This is a genomic window from Methylobacterium sp. JK268 (genome assembly GCF_054052225.1).
In genome coordinates, this window is record NZ_JBSVZN010000041.1 from 1 (window position 1) to 16,358 (window position 16,358).

Annotated in this window: 12 protein-coding genes; 5 read left to right on the forward strand and 7 right to left on the reverse strand. The window is 69.6% G+C overall.

Annotated features, from left to right (window positions below; genetic code table 11):
* Positions 1-254: 254 nt before the first annotated feature.
* The 4 genes from ACW9J6_RS30600 to ACW9J6_RS30615 form a co-directional block, all read right to left on the reverse strand.
* Positions 255-2,453: a putative bifunctional diguanylate cyclase/phosphodiesterase gene (locus tag ACW9J6_RS30600; protein WP_457120093.1), complete on the reverse strand. Its 2,199-nt coding sequence runs from the start codon at positions 2,451-2,453 to the stop codon at positions 255-257.
* Between the two features lie 232 nt (positions 2,454-2,685).
* On the reverse strand, positions 2,686-2,880 hold the full coding sequence (locus tag ACW9J6_RS30605; RefSeq protein ID WP_457120094.1) for a hypothetical protein: 195 nt from the start codon (positions 2,878-2,880) through the stop codon (positions 2,686-2,688).
* Between the two features lie 153 nt (positions 2,881-3,033).
* Complete coding sequence (locus tag ACW9J6_RS30610; protein WP_457120095.1) at positions 3,034-3,303, reverse strand: hypothetical protein; 270 nt, start codon at positions 3,301-3,303, stop codon at positions 3,034-3,036.
* Between the two features lie 155 nt (positions 3,304-3,458).
* The gene (locus tag ACW9J6_RS30615; RefSeq protein WP_457120096.1) at positions 3,459-3,833 is read right to left on the reverse strand and encodes a gamma-butyrobetaine hydroxylase-like domain-containing protein; all 375 of its coding nucleotides are present in this window, start codon (positions 3,831-3,833) and stop codon (positions 3,459-3,461) included.
* Between the two features lie 225 nt (positions 3,834-4,058).
* Here ACW9J6_RS30615 and moaA point away from each other — a divergent pair, with 225 nt between their 5' ends.
* Entirely contained in the window at positions 4,059-5,099 is a 1,041-nt protein-coding gene (moaA, locus tag ACW9J6_RS30620) for a GTP 3',8-cyclase MoaA (RefSeq protein WP_457120097.1), read from the forward strand.
* Positions 5,100-5,181: 82 nt separating this feature from the next.
* Here the strand turns inward: moaA and ACW9J6_RS30625 are convergent, their stop codons facing one another.
* Positions 5,182-8,154, reverse strand: coding sequence for a beta strand repeat-containing protein (locus ACW9J6_RS30625; RefSeq protein WP_457120098.1), 2,973 nt, complete (start codon positions 8,152-8,154; stop codon positions 5,182-5,184).
* Positions 8,155-9,821: 1,667 nt separating this feature from the next.
* Entirely contained in the window at positions 9,822-11,483 is a 1,662-nt protein-coding gene (locus ACW9J6_RS30630) for a chemotaxis protein (protein WP_457120099.1), read from the reverse strand.
* Positions 11,484-11,567: 84 nt separating this feature from the next.
* Here ACW9J6_RS30630 and ACW9J6_RS30635 point away from each other — a divergent pair, with 84 nt between their 5' ends.
* Together ACW9J6_RS30635 and ACW9J6_RS30640 are read left to right on the forward strand one after the other, a co-directional pair.
* Entirely contained in the window at positions 11,568-12,383 is an 816-nt protein-coding gene (locus ACW9J6_RS30635) for a transporter substrate-binding domain-containing protein (RefSeq protein ID WP_457120100.1), read from the forward strand.
* Positions 12,384-12,422: 39 nt separating this feature from the next.
* Positions 12,423-13,289: an NAD(P)-dependent oxidoreductase gene (locus ACW9J6_RS30640; protein WP_457120101.1), complete on the forward strand. Its 867-nt coding sequence runs from the start codon at positions 12,423-12,425 to the stop codon at positions 13,287-13,289.
* A gap of 560 nt (positions 13,290-13,849) precedes the next feature.
* Here ACW9J6_RS30640 and miaA read toward each other — a convergent pair.
* Entirely contained in the window at positions 13,850-14,803 is a 954-nt protein-coding gene (gene miaA / locus ACW9J6_RS30645) for a tRNA (adenosine(37)-N6)-dimethylallyltransferase MiaA (protein WP_457120102.1), read from the reverse strand.
* Here miaA and serB point away from each other — a divergent pair.
* Together serB and ACW9J6_RS30655 are read left to right on the forward strand one after the other, a co-directional pair.
* On the forward strand, positions 14,802-15,698 hold the full coding sequence (gene serB / locus ACW9J6_RS30650) for a phosphoserine phosphatase SerB (protein ID WP_457120103.1): 897 nt from the start codon (positions 14,802-14,804) through the stop codon (positions 15,696-15,698). The genes miaA and serB overlap by 2 nt on opposite strands.
* Positions 15,699-16,340 (forward strand): DNA-3-methyladenine glycosylase I, encoded by a 642-nt coding sequence (locus tag ACW9J6_RS30655; protein ID WP_457120104.1) that lies wholly within the window; start codon positions 15,699-15,701, stop codon positions 16,338-16,340.
* The last annotated feature ends 18 nt before the right edge of the window (positions 16,341-16,358 follow it).

Sequence of the window (16,358 nt, forward strand, 5' to 3'; positions counted from 1 at the left end):
CGCCCCAGCCGCAAGGACAACGCCGTCCACGCTTCTCTTTCTCCGATGAACTTGTCAAAGAGCCTGTTCAACGGACAACCGAGCGATCCCGGGTAACCCACCCGGAGCCAGACCCGCAGTCTGTCCGAAAGAAGCAGAAGCGCCCGGGCCGCTGAGTTGCAACGGCCGGCGCCGATGGGTGGTCGTATACGCCCCGCTCCCAGACCCGTCAACACCCCCTGCGAAGTTTTTGCGACAGCCCCCCTCCCCCGCTCTCAGGCGCGCAGCGGCGTGCAGGCCTCGCGCGCCTCGGCCGCGGCGTCGAGGTGCGCCGCGAAGGCGTCGGGCGCCATGGCGCGGCCGAACAGGAAGCCCTGGCCGTACTCGCAGCCGAGCCGCAGGAGCGCCGCGACCTGCTCGCGGGTCTCGATGCCCTCGGCGACCACGTCGAGGCCGAGCCGGCGCCCGATCGACAGGACCGCGCCGACGATGGCCTCGTCGTGCGGCTCGGTGAGGATGTCGCGCACGAAGCTGCGGTCGATCTTCAGCTTGGTGAGCGGGAAGCGCTTGAGCGTGCTGAGCGCCGCGTAGCCGGTGCCGAAATCGTCGAACGCGATGCCGACGCCGCGCTCGCGCAGCGCCCGGATGGGGCCGAGGTCGGTGGCGTCGTTCTCCAGCGCGATCGTCTCGGTGACCTCCAGCTCCAGCGCCGAGGGCGGCACGCCGTGGCGAGCGAGCGCCTCCGCGACCACCTGCCCGAGGGTGCCGGCCCGGAACTGCGCGGCGTAGAGGTTGAGGGCGACGCGCAGGGGCGGCAGCCCGCCGGCGCGCCAGGCCGCGATCCGGCGGCAGACCTCGTCCACCGTCCACCAGCCGAGATGCAGGGCGAGCGTGCTCGACTCGACGGCGTGCAGGAACTCGCCCGGATAGAGCAGCCCGCGCTCCGGATGCTCCCAGCGCACCAGGGCCTCCGCCCCGACGACGGCGCCGCTGCGCAGGGAGACCTGCGGCTGGTAGTGCAGGACGAGTTCGCCGCGCTCGAGGGCGCGCCGCAGCGCGTTCTGCAGGACGCGCCGCGATTCGATCTCCGCCCGCATGCCGGGATCGTAGAGGCGCAGGCCGCGGCCGTCCCCCTGGCGCGCGCGGCCGAGGGCGAGATCGGCATTGGCCAGGAGTTCGTCGGCGTCGCGGCCGTGCTCCGGCGCGAGGGCGATCCCGAGGCTCAGACCCAGATGCACGGTGCGGCCGCCGACCTCGAAGGCGCCCGCGAAGGCGTGCTGCAGGGTGGCCGCGAGGGCGAGGAGGCCCGCCCTGTCCGCGTCCGGCACCATCACGGCCATGCGGTCGTCGTCCCAGCGCGCCAGCAGGGCGCCGCCGTCGAGGATGGCGAGCAGGCGGATCATCGACGTCTGGGCGAGGGCGTCGCCGAGCCCGTGCCCGAGCCCCTCGGCGGCCTCCTTCAATCCTTCGAGCTGCAGGAGCAGGGCGGCGGCGGGCCCCACCGCGAGGCGCGCGGCCAGGATCTCGGTGACGCGGCGCCGATTCGGCAGGCCGGTGACGGGATCGTGGTCGGCGAGGTCCACGAGACCGCCGTCACGCCCGCGGCGCTCCGAGGTGTCGCGGATCACCGCGCCGACCCCGCCCCCGTCCACGCCTGTCCAGAGGGAAAGCGTGATGTCGATCGGCACCTCGCTGCCGTCCTTGCGCAGGCCCAGGACCGACACGGTCTTGCCGGCGAGCGCGGTGCCGCCCTCCGCGAGCGCGCGGAACATGCCGGCGCGGTGGCGGCCGCGGAAGCGCGGCGGGATGATGACCTCGACCGACTGCCCCGCGAGTTCGCCCGGTTCGTAGCCGAACAGGCGCTCGCTCGCCGCATTCACGAATCCGATGCGCCCGTCCGGGTCCACGGCGAAGAGCGCGAGTTCGGTCGCTGCCGCCACGCGCGAGGCCTGCGCGCCGCGCCGCGCCTCACGGCGGAGGTCGAGCTGCGCCATCACCAGCCGGGCGAGATCGGCGAGGCGGCCCCGCGCCGCGGCGTCGAGGTCCGGACGCGGGGCACGGTCGAACACGCAGACCGCGCCGATCCGCTCCCCGCCCGGTGCGATCAGGGGCGCGCCCGCGTAGAAGCGCAGGCCCAACTCGCCCTTCACCACGGGGAGGTCGCGGAAGCGCGCGTCGCGGGTGGCGTCCGGCACCACCATCACGCCCTCCCCCCGGATCGTGTGGGTGCAGAAGGATTCCGCCCGCGGCGTCACCGCGAGGGCGAAACCGTGACGCGCCTTGAGCCACTGCGTGTCCTCGCCGAGGATCGACACAGCGGCCATCGGGGCATCGAGCAGGGCGGCGGCCAGGGACGCGACGCGGTCGAGGTCGGGATCCGGCGCGGCATCGGCGAGCCGGTAGGCTGCCAGCTCCCGCAGGCGCTTCTCCTCGTCCGGCGAGGCTCCGCCCGCGCGGGGATTCGCAACCACCATGTCTCGCACCCGTTCACCCGCCCCGCTGGAGAGCGGCCTCACGGGAGAGTTTGGCGCAAGACCTTAACGTAGGATTGTTTTCTGACCCCGGCGCCGCCGCCTTACAGTGAGGTGGCGCCCCGCGGGGTCGAGCGGCGCCGCGACCGCGCCGACGATGCGGGGAGCACGGGAGCGACCGGAGGTCGTCCGGGCGAAGGCGGCCTCAGGCGCCCGCGGCGCGGGCCGCCCCGCGTCAGTGGACGGACCGGGGGGCGGGCGCGTCTTGGGTCTGGCGCGCCTGCTGGATGATCGACGCCTCGTAGAGTTCCGCCTGGGCGCGGGTGAGGCCGCTCACCAGCACGCTGGTGCCGCGATAGACCGTGTAGGTCCCGTCATGCGTCGGCCGCACCCGGATCGCGTCCTGGGTGGTGGCAGCGTCCGTAGCCATGCGAGGCCTCCCCCTGTGCGCCTGAACTCGCGGACGTCCCGCGATGAACGTGACGTTAACGGAATGTGGCCCGTCCGCAAGGGGGAGGCCCCGCCATGGCCCCATTCCCGCCGTGGATGCGGCAGAATGCCAGAGGGGTTGTACCGGGCCGGCTCAGGACGGAGCGCGCTCGCTCCGGGCCTGCGCCGAGGGCGAGAGGTCGTGCGGGAGGCCGGGCAGCGTCCACCAGCCCACGGCCGCCTGCACGGCAAGGGTGGCGACCACGAGGAGCGTCGTCACCAGGGCGTGACGGCGGAAGATCGGCGCCGGCGCGCGCGGGGCGCGGCCGAGGGTCTCCAGCGGCTCCGGCTCGAGCGCCAGGAGCGAGGTGTAGATCCCCGCTGGCTGCCCGGTCGACCGGTGGAAGGGTCCAATGCTGAACATCGGCTGCTCCTGTCGCGGCCCCCTCAGAACCGAGGGTCATCGGATCCGAGGAAGATTAACAGATGCTGAACAAAGAGCCACCCCTGGCGACGGATTTGGGCTAAAGCGCCGCCGCGCAGCGGTTTTTTCGTGCAGCCCGCCGCCCGGCGCGGCGCTCAGGACCGCCCCGGCGGGTCGCGGGAGAGACCGCGCCGGGCGATCTCCTCGCAGTAGCGGCCGAAGCGGTCGCGCTCCTCCTGCCCGAGTTCGCGCAGGTAGGACCACGTGTAGAGGCCGGTATCGTGCCGGTCGTCGAAGGTGAGCTTGACCGCGTAATTCCCGACCGGCGCGACCGACAGGATTTGGACCTCGCGCTTGCCACCGATCCACTGGCGCTCGGAGGGGGCGTGGCCCTGGACCTCCGCCGAGGGGCTCTCGACCCGCAGGTACTCGGCCGGCAGCGCGTAGGCGGTGCCGTCCTCGAACGCGACGTGGAGCACGCGCTTGTCCGCGGACAGGCGGATCTCGGTCGGCCAGGCTGCGTCGCTCATCGGGGTTCTCCGCTCATCGGGGTTCTCTACTCATCGGGATTCTCTACTCATCGGGGTTCTCCTGGCGGGCCGATCGCCCGCAGGCCCGGCGGGCGCAACGCCCGCGTGCGGACGGCTTGCCCGCCGCCCCGTCCGCCCTCATATGCAGGAGGCGACGCGGCCGCCAGACGCCGCGCGGCCCGCGCGTCAGCGTCGCGCGCCGCCCATCCAGGAGCGCCAACCCGCATGTGGGGTCCCCCCGACGAGACGACGCGCCCGGCGCCCGCCCGGCCGGCGCCCCTCATCGACCCGTTCCAGCGGGCGATCACCTACCTGCGCGTCTCGGTGACGGATCGCTGCGACCTGCGCTGCGTCTACTGCATGGCGGAGGACATGACCTTCCTCCCCAAGCGCGACCTGCTCACGCTGGAGGAGCTGGACCGGGTCTGCTCCGTCTTCGTGGCGCGGGGCGTGCGCAAGCTGCGCATCACGGGCGGCGAGCCGCTGGTGCGGCGGGACATCATACGGCTGTTCCGCGGGTTGTCGCGCCACCTCGCCTCGGGCGCCCTCGACGAACTCACCCTGACGACCAACGGCACGCGGCTCAAGCAGCACGCGGCCGAACTCGCCGATCTCGGCGTGCGGCGGATCAACGTCTCCCTCGACACCCTCGACCCGGACCGGTTCCGGGCCATCACCCGGCGGGGCGACCTGCCCCTGGTGCTCGACGGGATCGCGGCGGCGCGGGCGGCGGGGATCAAGGTCAAGATCAACGCCGTGGCGCTCGCGGGCGTCAACGAGGACGAACTCGCCCCGATGCTCGCCTGGGCGCATGGCGAGGGCATGGACATGACCCTGATCGAGGTCATGCCGCTCGGCGACATCGAGCCCGACCGGGCCGACCAGTTCCTGCCCCTCTCGGTGGTGCGCGAGCGCTTGGCGGCGCGCTTCTCCCTCACGCCCCTGCCCGACCGCACCGGCGGCCCGGCCCGCTACGTGCGGGTGGAGGAGACCGGCGGGCGCCTCGGCTTCATCACGCCGCTCACCCATAATTTCTGCGAGAGCTGCAACCGGGTGCGCCTCACCTGCACGGGCCGGCTCTACCTGTGCCTCGGCCAGGAGGACGCCGCGGACCTGCGCGCGCCCCTGCGCGCCTCGCCGGACGACGCGCTGGTGGCGGAGGCGATCACCGAGGCGATCACCCGCAAGCCGAAGGGCCACGACTTCGTCATCGCCCGCGCGGCGCGCCCGGCCGTGCCGCGGCACATGAGCACCACCGGCGGGTGAGGGCGCGGGCGGGCCAGCTCTCGCCACCCCGCCCGCGCGCTGCCCGCAGCATTCCGACGCCGCACGGGCGTCCTCAGCCCTCCTAGTTCATGCCGGATGGCTCGGCGTCGTGGCGGAAGGCCGAGCTGGCGGTCTGGAACGCAACCCCGGCGATCGCGCCCGTCGTGCCATCGTTCCAGGTGAAGCGGCCCTCGTCCACGAAGGTGTTGCCGTTCTCCACGTGCCGGTGCGGCGTAGCGTGAAGGTCGATCGACCGAAGCCCGAGATCGCTCACCGAGACCAGCCGGCCCCGCGTCGGATCGGCGTGACCCTCCGGGTCGATCCACACCTTCAGGTCCGACCAGGCCGCATCGGCCGCGTCCAACCGCCCGTCCCGGTTCGAATCCAGCTGCCGCAGGGCCGCGAAGCTCGCCACGAGGTCCGAGTCGCGGGTCACCGCGGTCTTGTCCGCGGGCAGGTGCACCAGGTAGCCCTCTCCGGCCGTCCCCCATCCGGTCGCCACCTGGCGGCCATCGTTGAAGGCGTCGAAGGTGGCGTTCGCGGCCCCGACACCGACGGTCTGCACCGCACCGCCCTGCAGGTTGAGCACGACCGGATCGAGTTCCAGGTCCCCCCAATCCCAGCCGATGGTGGCATCGAACCCCCCGAGGTAGCGGCCGATGTCGGAGAAGTAGGAATCCGCCGTTCCGCCGAAGGTGTCTCCCACCCAGGACCCCAGGATCTCCAGGTCACTGTTGCTGAAATTCAGGACCTCGTGATCCCCGGCGACCTCGATGAAGTCCCCGCTCCCGGTGATGACGTCGGAGGAGCCGCGCACGAGCGCATCGACGTTGGCGGCGAAGTTGAGGACCGCATGATCGCCGTTCACCACCTCGTTGGTGAGGTTCGACAGCGTGTTGACGGTCGAGCCGGCGTCCCCGATCGTCAGCGTGTCGCCGCTGCCGCACAAGCCGATGACGCCGCCGCCGTAGATGGTCGCGGAGGTGTCGCCGCCCAGGTTGACGAGATCACTGCCGCTGTCCCCCGTGACCACCTCGCCCTGGCCGAACAGGCCCACGTACGCGCCGCCGTCGGGCGCGAGGTGGACGCTGTCGCCCGATCCGAAAACGTTGGCGCTGGCCTTGGATCCGACGGTGATGTCGTCGCCGCTCGCGTAGACGGTCTCGCCGGTGAAGTTGTTGTAGACGGCGAGGCGGGTGCCGGCGCTGTTGAGCGTGACGCTGTCGTTCGAGCCGTAAAGGCCGATGCCGACACGGCCGTAGACGCTCGCGGAGGAGCCGTCGCCGCCGAGATTGACGAGGTTGGAGGCGTCGTCGTTGCTGATCACCTCGCCGGTGCCGAAGACGCCTGCGTACCCGCTCTGGCCCGTGAAGCCGATGGTGTTGTTGGCCCCGAAGACATCGGCGGTGGCCTTGCCGTCGAGGGTGATCGCATCGCCGCTGGCGAACACTCTCTCGCCGATGAAACCGCCGTAGACGGAGAGGTGAGTCCCGGCATTCTCGAGCCAGACGCTGTCCTTGGACCCGTATAGACCGACGCTGACGCGGCCGTAGACGCTGGCGGAGGAGCCGTCGCCGCCGAGATTGACGAGGTTGGAGGCGTCGTCGTTGCTGATCACCTCGCCGGTGCCGAAGACGCCTGCGTACCCGCTCTGGCCCGTGAAGCCGATGGTGTTGTTGGCCCCGAAGACATCGGCGGTGGCCTTGCCGTCGAGGGTGATCGCATCGCCGCTGGCGAACACCCTCTCGTCGGTGAAGCCACCGTAGACGGAGAGCCGAGTGCCGGCGCTGTTGAGCGTGACGCTGTCCTTGGACCCGTACAAACCGATGCCGACACGGCCGTAGACGCTCGCGGAGGAGCCGTCGCCGCCGAGATTGACGAGGTTGGAGGCGTCGTCGTTGCTGATCACCTCGCCGGTGCCGAAGACGCCTGCGTAACCGTTCTGGCCCGTGAAGCCGATGGTGTTGTTGCCGCCGAAGACATCGGCGGTGGCCTTGCCGTCGAGGGTGATCGCATCGCCGCTGGCGAACACTCTCTCGCCGGTGAAACCGCCGTAGACGGAGAGGTGAGTCCCGGCATTCTCGAGCCAGACGCTGTCCTTGGACCCGTATAGACCGACGCTGACGCGGCCGTAGACGCTGGCGGAGGAGCCGTCGCCGCCGAGATTGACGAGGTTGGAGGCGTCGTCGTTGCTGATCACCTCGCCGGTGCCGAAGACGCCTGCGTAACCGTTCTGGCCCGTGAAGCCGATGGTGTTGTTGCCGCCGAAGACATCGGCGGTGGCTTTGGCGTCGAGGGTGATCGCGTCGCCGCTGGCGAACACCCTCTCGCCCGTGAAGCCGCCGTAGACGGAGAGCCGAGTGCCGGCGCTGTTGAGCGTGACGCTGTCCTTGGACCCGTACAAACCGATGCCGACACGGCCGTAGATGTTGGCAGAAGAGCCGTCGCCGTCCAGGTTGACGAGGTTGGAGGCGTCGTCGTTGCTGATCACCTCCCCGGTGCCGAGGACGGCCGCGAAGCTGTTCTGGCCCGTGAAGCCGATGGTGTTGTTGCCGCCGTAGACGGTGGCGGTGGCCTTGTCGTCGAGGGTGATCGCATCGCCGCTGGCGAAGACGCTCTCGCCGGTGCGGCTGCCATAGACGGTGAGGTGATCGCCAGCATCCTTGAGCATGGCACTCTGGTTGTTGCCGTTGAGTCCAATGCTCACGTCGCCGTTGACGTTGACGGAAGAGCCGTCACCGTTAATGTTGACAAGATTATAAGAATCATTGTTTTCGACTAATTCATTTTTACCACTCAATCCGACAAAGGCATGCGCATCATTAGAAAATCTAATGATCTCCCCATCGCCTTGAACTTCGAGATCGGCTTTCCTACCTACAAATATATGATTTCTGTCTCCAGAAACATTATTCTTAGATTCATCAGTAAATAAAAAATCTGAGTCTGATGCTTTAATTTCCTTGTATTTCGAATTAGCAGTGAATATCCCGTTTCCATCGTATTTCTCTTCATATGAAATCAGATTGATGTATTTGCCATTTTCATCCTTCAACGCTTTCAGTAAACTATCTATCGATTCTCTCTCTATTTTATAATCAAATAAATCTTTATTAAGGGCTGGAGCGGTGTATATACTGTCAATTGCTTCTTGAGGTATTTGAAATTTATCTAATTTCAATACAGTTCCAACTACTGAATTACTATTAGCGATCAGAGGATTATAGGGAATTTCCAGCTTTTGTATTCTATCCAACGTAGTGTAGTCGTTTTCTCTTATTCGTGCGACTTCATCTTCTGATCCTTTGAATAGAATGAAGCCAGACTTGCTATTAACGGACTCTATATAATCCGGCGTATCCTTTTGATATGCTCCATGGTCAGTTACAATTTTGCCAAATATTGAACCATCACTTGGGGCTTGGCGCTTCACTTCTGGCCCACCCCTCGCATACCCGCTGACGTTTCCAGCGTCGTCCCTGTAAATTATAAACGCATGACTGGCGAAGCCGACCCCGTTGGGATCTGTTACGCTGGCCGTAGCAGCCGGCTTGAAGAAAAGTTCAACACTAGCCATTTTTGGCTCTCCCCGTTATATAAGATCCGTTGCCACTAATCCAACGCTTACATACTTCAGTTGCTTGTGCAGATCGTCACTGTAGTAGAAGCCAATCGATAATTGATCATCAAGATTAAAGTATTTACTGTAACATTTCAGACGAGCGCCCTTAATTAGCGCCAATCGGGAGTATAGCCTTTCTTGAGTATTCATAGGCGATAAGCGCCTATCTGGGACTAACGTAAATTTTTCACCAATGAACTTCTCAAGCTCTTCATCACCGAACTTGGAGCGGATATCGTCAAAATAAAATGATAATTCTTTACGATAATTAGAGTATTTGATCTGTTGGTTTTCGGCAATATTCTTGACTATTTTAGAGAACCTGTGATCGAGAGACTTATTTGAGACTGGATACATATAATCTTCCACCATTGCGCATATAGGAGTTCTGAAATATAATGAATATGATGCATAAACCGCGGCCGGCACCATAGGCACTGCAATGATTGTATACCATACATACCGTTTCATTTTACGCTCCCGGAGCAAGAAAACCGAATTTGAGTTTTAGTAATATGTAATTATCAGGAAATATATCCATTTAATCTTCTCGATTTATTTGAGTGTAAATTTTTGATAGCGATGCTTCTCTGCTTTTATCGGGCGGTTGCGCTACACGAGCGGCCAATCGATGCAAGGCACTGATTGTATCCTAGCCATCGCATCCTCGTCATCTCTCTGCTACGTTGATTACCTTGCGTCATTAAGCGCGCGGCTGTCAAGCATTATCCTGGAAGTCAACGATGATCGGCATAGAATTTCTATTTTTATTATATTAAGATTAAATTGCACACTCACGTACTACCGGCGAGCCGCGCCTTGTTTCGTCCTCTGGGCAACTCTTATCAGTCGCCCCCTTGTTCGCGGAGATCAGATTGATTTTGCTCGAGAATTTTGACGATCCGAGTTCTGGACGAACTCCATCTCGGACGCTGCAAGCGATCGAATTGCCGGCTGGTGTCAGCCCAACACAGCCAATGTGTGTCCAGCAGCCGGGCAGGGACACCGCCGGCCTCGGCCAGGGGGCACGGCATCCGCGGCGGACGCGCGCCTCCCAACCGAGCCGCCCTCTCCGCCCGAGCGCTTCCCAACAAGCCCACTCACCCCCGATACCCCATCCGCACCGCCCCCCAGTGCCGCCCCTGCACCCGGATCGGCGCCGAGACCTCCCGCACCGTCGCCGCCCCCTCCCCCGGCCAGAGCTGCACCAGGAAGGCCCGCCCCGAGCGCGCCGCCGCCAGCCCGGCCGGATCGTCGTGGAAGCGCTGCGGCCCCTGCGCGCCAGAATCATCGCTCACCGCCGCATAACCCTGCCGGTCCACCGCGACGCAGTGCACGAGGCGCGGATCGGCCCGAAGCCGCGGCCCCAGCAGCGGCGGCAGGATCTCCTCCAGCACCGGACCGGCCGCGGTCGTGAAGCGGCCCGGCGCCCCCGGCACCGGCGTGTAGAGCGGGGCGAACAGCACGTCGCGGAACAGCCGGCCGGCCTCGACCGCGCCCTCCAGGGCCGCCCCGATCGCTCCGGCGAGGTCCTGGGCCGCCGCCACGAAGGGCGCGTGGGCCGCGCCGATCCGGGCCAGCGCCGGGGCGCAGGAGGCCGCATCCGCCTCCGTCGCGAAGGCGCAGTGCAGCCCGCGGGCGCTCGTCCCCACCACCCGCACCCCGATTCGCCCGATCCCGCGCAGGTCGAGGGCCAGCACCGTGTCGACCGGCACGACGGCTCCGGCGGGCGGCGCCAGCAGCAGGCCGCCCGCGCCGAGGTCGCGCACCCGCCCGACCCCGCTCCGCCCCACCCGGGCCGGCAGGTCGACCGGGTAGCGGTCGTGGACGCGCCGGTCGCCGATCTCGGCCTGGCGCAGGGACGCGGCGAGGCGCGGGCCGATCCCCGCGAGGTCGTGCAGGGCCTCGTCCAGGCGGGTCGCGCGCGCCACCGCGCCCGTCACCGCGGCCTGCGCCACCGCCACCTCCGCGCCGATCTCTCCGGCCTCCCCGGCCAGGACCCGCGCGGTGCCGGCGATCCGGCGCGCCTGCCCGGCCTGGCCGGCGCTGGCCTCGCGCAGGGTGGCGAGGACGGGCGCGAGCCCCGTCACCGAGGCCTCCGCCAGGGCGGCGGCGCTGGCGGCGGCCCGCACCCCGCCCTCGCAGTGGCGCCCGAGCGCCCGGATCGCCTCGCCGGCCCGCAGGCCCTCGGCGGAGAGCCGGGCCGCGTCGCGGGCCATCCGGGTGCAGCCCTCCCCGGCCTCGCCGAGGCGGGCCGCTTCGACGGTCGCCTGCTGGGCCAGGAGGTGCGCCGCCCGGGCGAGGCGGGCCACCTGCTCGACCGCCCCGGCGATCGCCCCGGCGGCCTCGCCGAGCAGGGAGGCGGCGCGTCCCGCCTCGGCCTGGCTCTCGCCCGCCCGGTCGAGGTGGCGGCCGGCCTGTTCGAGAACGGCGCCGAGGCCGGCGGCCTCCTCCGCCAGGGTGTCGGCCGCCGCGGCGGCGGCCTCCGCCCCGGCCGCCAGCGCGCCCGGATCCCGGGACGCGAGATGCCCGGCCGTGGCGCAGAGCCCGTCGCGGGCCGAGGCCGCGTCGGCGCGCAGCGCCTCCACCACGCCGGCCACCTCCCGCGCCGTGCGGGCGACCTCCGCCTCGACGGCGTCCACCGCGTCGAGGCCGGCGCGCAGGCTCGGCTCCGGAGGGCGCCGCCGCGGCGGCTCGGGCGGCAGGATCTCCACGATCCCGGTGGGATCCGGCGGCGTGCGAGGGTGAAGCGTCGGCGGCATGCCCCCATCAGGCGGATGCCCGCTTAAAGCCCGCTTAACCCTGCGCCACGTCCGGCCCCGCCGGTTGCGCCCGGGGACCCGCGCGTGGCAAGGGACCGCGTCCCCCACGTCCCGGCCTCCCGGATGCGCCGCCTCCTCCCCCGCCTCCCCGTGATCCTGGCCCTCGTCCTCGCGGTCCCGCCCGTCCGGGCCGCGGGCCTGCCGGACCCCGTCCGCATCGCCACCGAGGGGGGCAACCCGCCCTTCAACTACGTGGAGGACGGCAAGCCGGCCGGGTTCGAGGTCGACCTCGCCGAGGCGCTGTGCCGGCAGGCGCATCTCACCTGCCGGATCGTCACCCACCAGTGGGACGGGATCATCCGCGACCTGGAGAAGGGCGCGTACGACGCGATCATGGCCGCGCTCGCCATCACGCCGAAGCGCCAGGCCCGCATCGCCTTCTCGCGGCCCTATGCCCGCATCCCCTCATCCTTCATGGCCCGCCAGGACGCGAGCCCCATCCCCCTCGACCCGGCGTCGCTCCAGGGCCGCGCGGTCGGCGTCGCCGCCCATTCGAAGGAACTCGCCTGGCTGGAGGCGCGGGCGCCGCAGGCGCAGATCCGGGTCTTCGACACGGTCAAGGACGCGGGCTACGACCTGCGGCTCGGCCGGCTCGACCTCGTGCTCGGCGACAAGCGCGACCTCTCCGACATCCTGGCGCTGCGGGACGGCGCGGCCTGCTGCCGGCTCGTCGGCGACGTGCCGCCGGGCGACCCGCTCCTCGGCGAGGGCGTCGGCATCGGCCTGCGCAAGGAGGACGAGGCCCTCCGGGAGGCCTTCGACCGCGCGCTCGCGGCGATCATCCAGGACGGCACCTACGACCGCATCCGGGCGAAGTTCCTGCCGTTCGACACCAAGTAGGCCGGCGCCGCCGGCCGTTTCCCGAAGGAGTTTCAGAGCATGGCGAAGGTCGCGTTCCTGGGTCTCGGCGTGATGGGCGGCCCGATGGCCCGCCACCTCGCCGCCAAGGGCCATGACGTCACGGTCTACAACCGCACCGCCGCGAAGGCGCGGGCCTGGGTGGAGGCGCATGGGGGCCGGGCGGCCGCGACCCCGGCGGCGGCCGCGGAGGGGCGCGAGATCGTCCTCGCCTGCGTCGGCAACGACGACGACCTGCGCGCGGTCACGACCGGGCCGGAGGGCGCCTTCGCCGCGATGGCGCCGGGCAGCACCTTCGTCGACCACACCACCGCCTCGGCCGAGGTGGCGCGCGAACTGGCGTCGGCGGCCCAGGCGGGCGGGTTCGGCTTCGTCGACGCCCCGGTCTCGGGCGGCCAGGCGGGGGCCGAGAACGGCGTACTCACCGTGATGTGCGGGGGCGAGGCGGAGACCTACGCGCGGGTCGAGCCGGTGATCATGGCCTATGCCCGCGCCTGCCGGCTGATGGGCCCGGCCGGATCCGGCCAGCTCACCAAGATGGTCAACCAGATCTGCATCGCCGGGCTGGTCCAGGGCCTCGCGGAGGGCATCCATTTCGGCAAGCGCGCCGGGCTCGACATCGAGGCGGTGCTCTACGTCATCGCCAAGGGCGCGGCGGGCTCCTGGCAGATGGAGAACCGCGGCAAGACCATGAACCAGGGCAAGTTCGACTTCGGCTTCGCGGTCGACTGGATGCGCAAGGACCTGTCGATCGTGCTCGCCGAGGCCCGCGGCAACGGCGCGCTGCTGCCGGTGACGGCCCTCGTCGACCAGTTCTACGCCGAGGTGCAGAAGCTGGGCGGCGGGCGCTGGGACACGTCGAGCCTGATCGCCCGGCTGGAGCGGTAATCCCGGCCGCGGCATCCTGTTGCGGCGCAGCAACCGCCTCCCGCACTGCACGTTGCCTGGCGCGGGATGGTTCTCGGACCGTCCCGCGCCAGCTGAAACCAGCACCGAAGGAGACGCGATGCCGTTCACGAAGCTCGTCACCTACGCGGCGGTCGCCGGGTTCGTCGGGGTCCTGCTGATGACGGGATACGGCACCATCGACGTGCTGATGGCGGAGAGGTAGGGGGCGGCGCCTTCCCAACCCTCCCCGCAGGGGCACGGCTGTCCGGGGACAATGTGCGGCACTTCTCCCCTCTCCCGAGTGGGAGAGGGGCCGGGGGTGAGGGTGGCTCGGCTTCAGCAAGTATCCTGAACCGTGCCGCTGCCAGCTCGACTGTCGAAGTTCAATCCTGAAGCCGAGCCACCCTCACCCCTACCCCTCTCCCACTCGGGAGAGGGGATCCCGCGCGAGCTGGAATGGCGCAATTTCTCGCTCATGTAGCGCTTTTCAAAGACCAATTTTTCCCGGACAGCCGTGCCGCAAGCGGGATAGGGGAACCCACACTGCCTTGCGGGAGGGGTCACGCGCCCCGCGCTCCCTCCCCTCCCACCTCCCGCAGCGCCGCCTCCGGGGCGAGCCAGCGCCAGCCCTGCCCGGCCTGGTGGCGGAACCACGTCACCTGCCGCTTGGCGTAGGCCCGGGTGTCCGCCTGCCCCCGGGCGACCGCCTCCTCGCGCGACAGCGTCCCGTCGAGATGCGCGATGAGCGCCGGCACCCCGTGGGCGCGCATCACCGGCAGCATCGGGTCGAGGCGGCGGGCGCGCAGGCGCGCCACCTCGTCGAGGGCGCCCTCACCCATCATGGCGACGAAGCGCGCATCGATCCGGGCGCGCAGGGCCGCCCGGTCCGGGACCAGGAAGATCTTCTCGCACGCGGCCTCCGCGAGCGGGCCCGGCCGGCGCTCGCCGTGGAAGGACGCGAGCGGGCGCCCGGTGGCCGCCAGGACCTCCAGGGCCCGCAGGATCCGCAGCCGGTCGCTCGGCCGCAGCCGGGCCGCGCCCTCGGGGTCCCGCGCGGCGAGGTCGGCGTGCAGGGCCGCGCTGTCGCGCCCCTCCGCCGCCGCCCGCACTGCCGCGCGCACGTCCTCCGGCACGGGCGGGATCTCCGAGAGCCCCTCCAGCAGCCCCTTGAAGTAGAGGCCCGTCCCGCCGACCAGGATCGGCAGGCGGCCCTCGGCCCACGCCGTCCCCAGCACCGCCCCGGCCACGGCGAGGTAGTGGCCGACCGAGAAGTTCACGGCGCCGTCGACCGTGCCGTAGAGCCGGTGGGGCGCCTGCGCCTCCTCGGCCGGGCTCGGCCGGGCGGTGAGCACCCGCAGGTCGGCATAGACCTGCATCGAATCGGCGTTGATCACCACGCCGTTCCGGGCGTGGGCGAGCGCCAGCGCCAGCGCCGACTTGCCCGAGGCGGTCGGCCCTGCGATGAGGATCGCCCGTCCGGCCAGGCCTGCGCGCTTCTCGTCGAGTTCCGTCATGACCCTTGTGGCGACCCTGATAGCAAACCCGGCGCGTCCCGCCATCACGGATGCGGTGCTGGCCGAGGCCCGGCGCGTGCTCGCGACCGAGCATCAGCCCCGCATCCTGCACGGCGAGGTCGCCGCGGAGGTGCTGGTCCCGGGCGTGCCGGACTCCGCCCCGGCGCTCGCCGAGCGGCTGCGGGCGGCCCTCGGCGACGAGCCGGTCGACGTCGCGGTGCTCCCGGCCGACGCCCACCGCCGCAAGCGGCTGTTTCTCGCCGACATGGACTCGACCATGATCGGCCAGGAATGCATCGACGAACTCGCCGCCACGGTCGGGCTGAAGGAGCGCGTGGCGGCGATCACCGAGCGGGCGATGCGCGGCGAGATCGCCTTCGAGCCCGCCCTGCGCGAGCGCGTGGCGCTGCTCAAGGGCCTGCCCCTCGCCACCGTGACGGCGGTGATGGAGGAGCGCATCACCATGACGCCGGGCGGGCGCACCCTGGTGCGGACCATGCGGGCGCACGGGGCGCACACGGCCCTGGTCTCGGGCGGCTTCACTCTGTTCACCGGGCCGGTGGCCGAGCGGCTCGGCTTCCACGAGCACCGGGCGAACCGCCTCGTGGTGGAGGGCGACCGCCTCGCCGGCGCGGTCGAGGAGCCGATCGTCGGGCGCGACGCCAAGCGGGCGGCGCTGATCGCGCTGCGCGACCGCCTCGGCCTGTCCGCGCCCGAGACCCTGGCGGTGGGCGACGGCGCCAACGACCTCGCGATGCTCGGCGAGGCCGGCCTCGGCGTCGCGTTCCGGGCCAAACCCGCCGTGGCGGCGGCCGCCCGCGCCCGGGTCGAGCACGGCGACCTCACCGCCCTCCTCTACCTCCAGGGCTACGCCGCCGCCGAGTTCGTGGACTGAATGACCGAGGGGCTGATCCGCCATTCCGACGGGCAGGACCGCTGCTGGTGGCCCGGCACCGACCCGCTCTACGTCGCCTACCACGACACCGAGTGGGGCGTGCCCGAGCATGATGGCCGGGCGCTGTTCGAGAAGCTGATCCTCGACGGGTTCCAGGCCGGCCTGTCCTGGATCACCATCCTGCGCCGCCGCGAGGGCTTCCGGCGCGCCTTCGCGGGCTTCGACCCGGCGGCGATCGCCCGCTTCGGGGAGGCGGAGGTCGAGGCGCTGATGCGCGACACCGGCATCATCCGCAACCGCGCCAAGATCGTCGGCACCGTGCGCGGCGCGCGCGCCTACCTCGCCCTCGAGGAGCGGGGTCCGGGCTTCGCCGCCTTCCTGTGGGACTTCGTCGACGGGCGGCCGGTCCAGACCCGCGCCCGCGACCGGAGCGGCATCGCCACCGAGACCGAGGTCTCGCGGCGGATGTCGCGGGCGCTGAAGGCGGAGGGGTTCGGCTTCTGCGGCCCGACCATCGTGCACGCCTTCATGCAGGCGACCGGCATGGTCAACGACCACCTCGTCGGCTGCTGCCGCCACGGCGCCTGCGCGGCGCTGCCCGGTCCCGGCGGTCTCGGGGTGTCGGGGCGCCCGGCCGCATGAGCCTGCCCCCGATGAGGC

Excerpts from the sequence above, each read along its gene's own strand:
- moaA (WP_457120097.1), top strand. The coding sequence starts at position 4,059 with ATGTGGGGTCCCCCCGACGAGACGACGCGCCCGGCGCCCGCCCGGCCG.
- ACW9J6_RS30630 (WP_457120099.1), bottom strand. The coding sequence starts at position 11,483 with ATGCCGCCGACGCTTCACCCTCGCACGCCGCCGGATCCCACCGGGATC.
- serB (WP_457120103.1), top strand. The coding sequence starts at position 14,802 with ATGACCCTTGTGGCGACCCTGATAGCAAACCCGGCGCGTCCCGCCATC.
- ACW9J6_RS30610 (WP_457120095.1), bottom strand. The coding sequence starts at position 3,303 with ATGTTCAGCATTGGACCCTTCCACCGGTCGACCGGGCAGCCAGCGGGG.
- ACW9J6_RS30615 (WP_457120096.1), bottom strand. The coding sequence starts at position 3,833 with ATGAGCGACGCAGCCTGGCCGACCGAGATCCGCCTGTCCGCGGACAAG.
- miaA (WP_457120102.1), bottom strand. The coding sequence starts at position 14,803 with ATGACGGAACTCGACGAGAAGCGCGCAGGCCTGGCCGGACGGGCGATC.
- ACW9J6_RS30640 (WP_457120101.1), top strand. The coding sequence starts at position 12,423 with ATGGCGAAGGTCGCGTTCCTGGGTCTCGGCGTGATGGGCGGCCCGATG.
- ACW9J6_RS30600 (WP_457120093.1), bottom strand. The coding sequence starts at position 2,453 with ATGGTGGTTGCGAATCCCCGCGCGGGCGGAGCCTCGCCGGACGAGGAG.
- ACW9J6_RS30605 (WP_457120094.1), bottom strand. The coding sequence starts at position 2,880 with ATGGCTACGGACGCTGCCACCACCCAGGACGCGATCCGGGTGCGGCCG.
- ACW9J6_RS30655 (WP_457120104.1), top strand. The coding sequence starts at position 15,699 with ATGACCGAGGGGCTGATCCGCCATTCCGACGGGCAGGACCGCTGCTGG.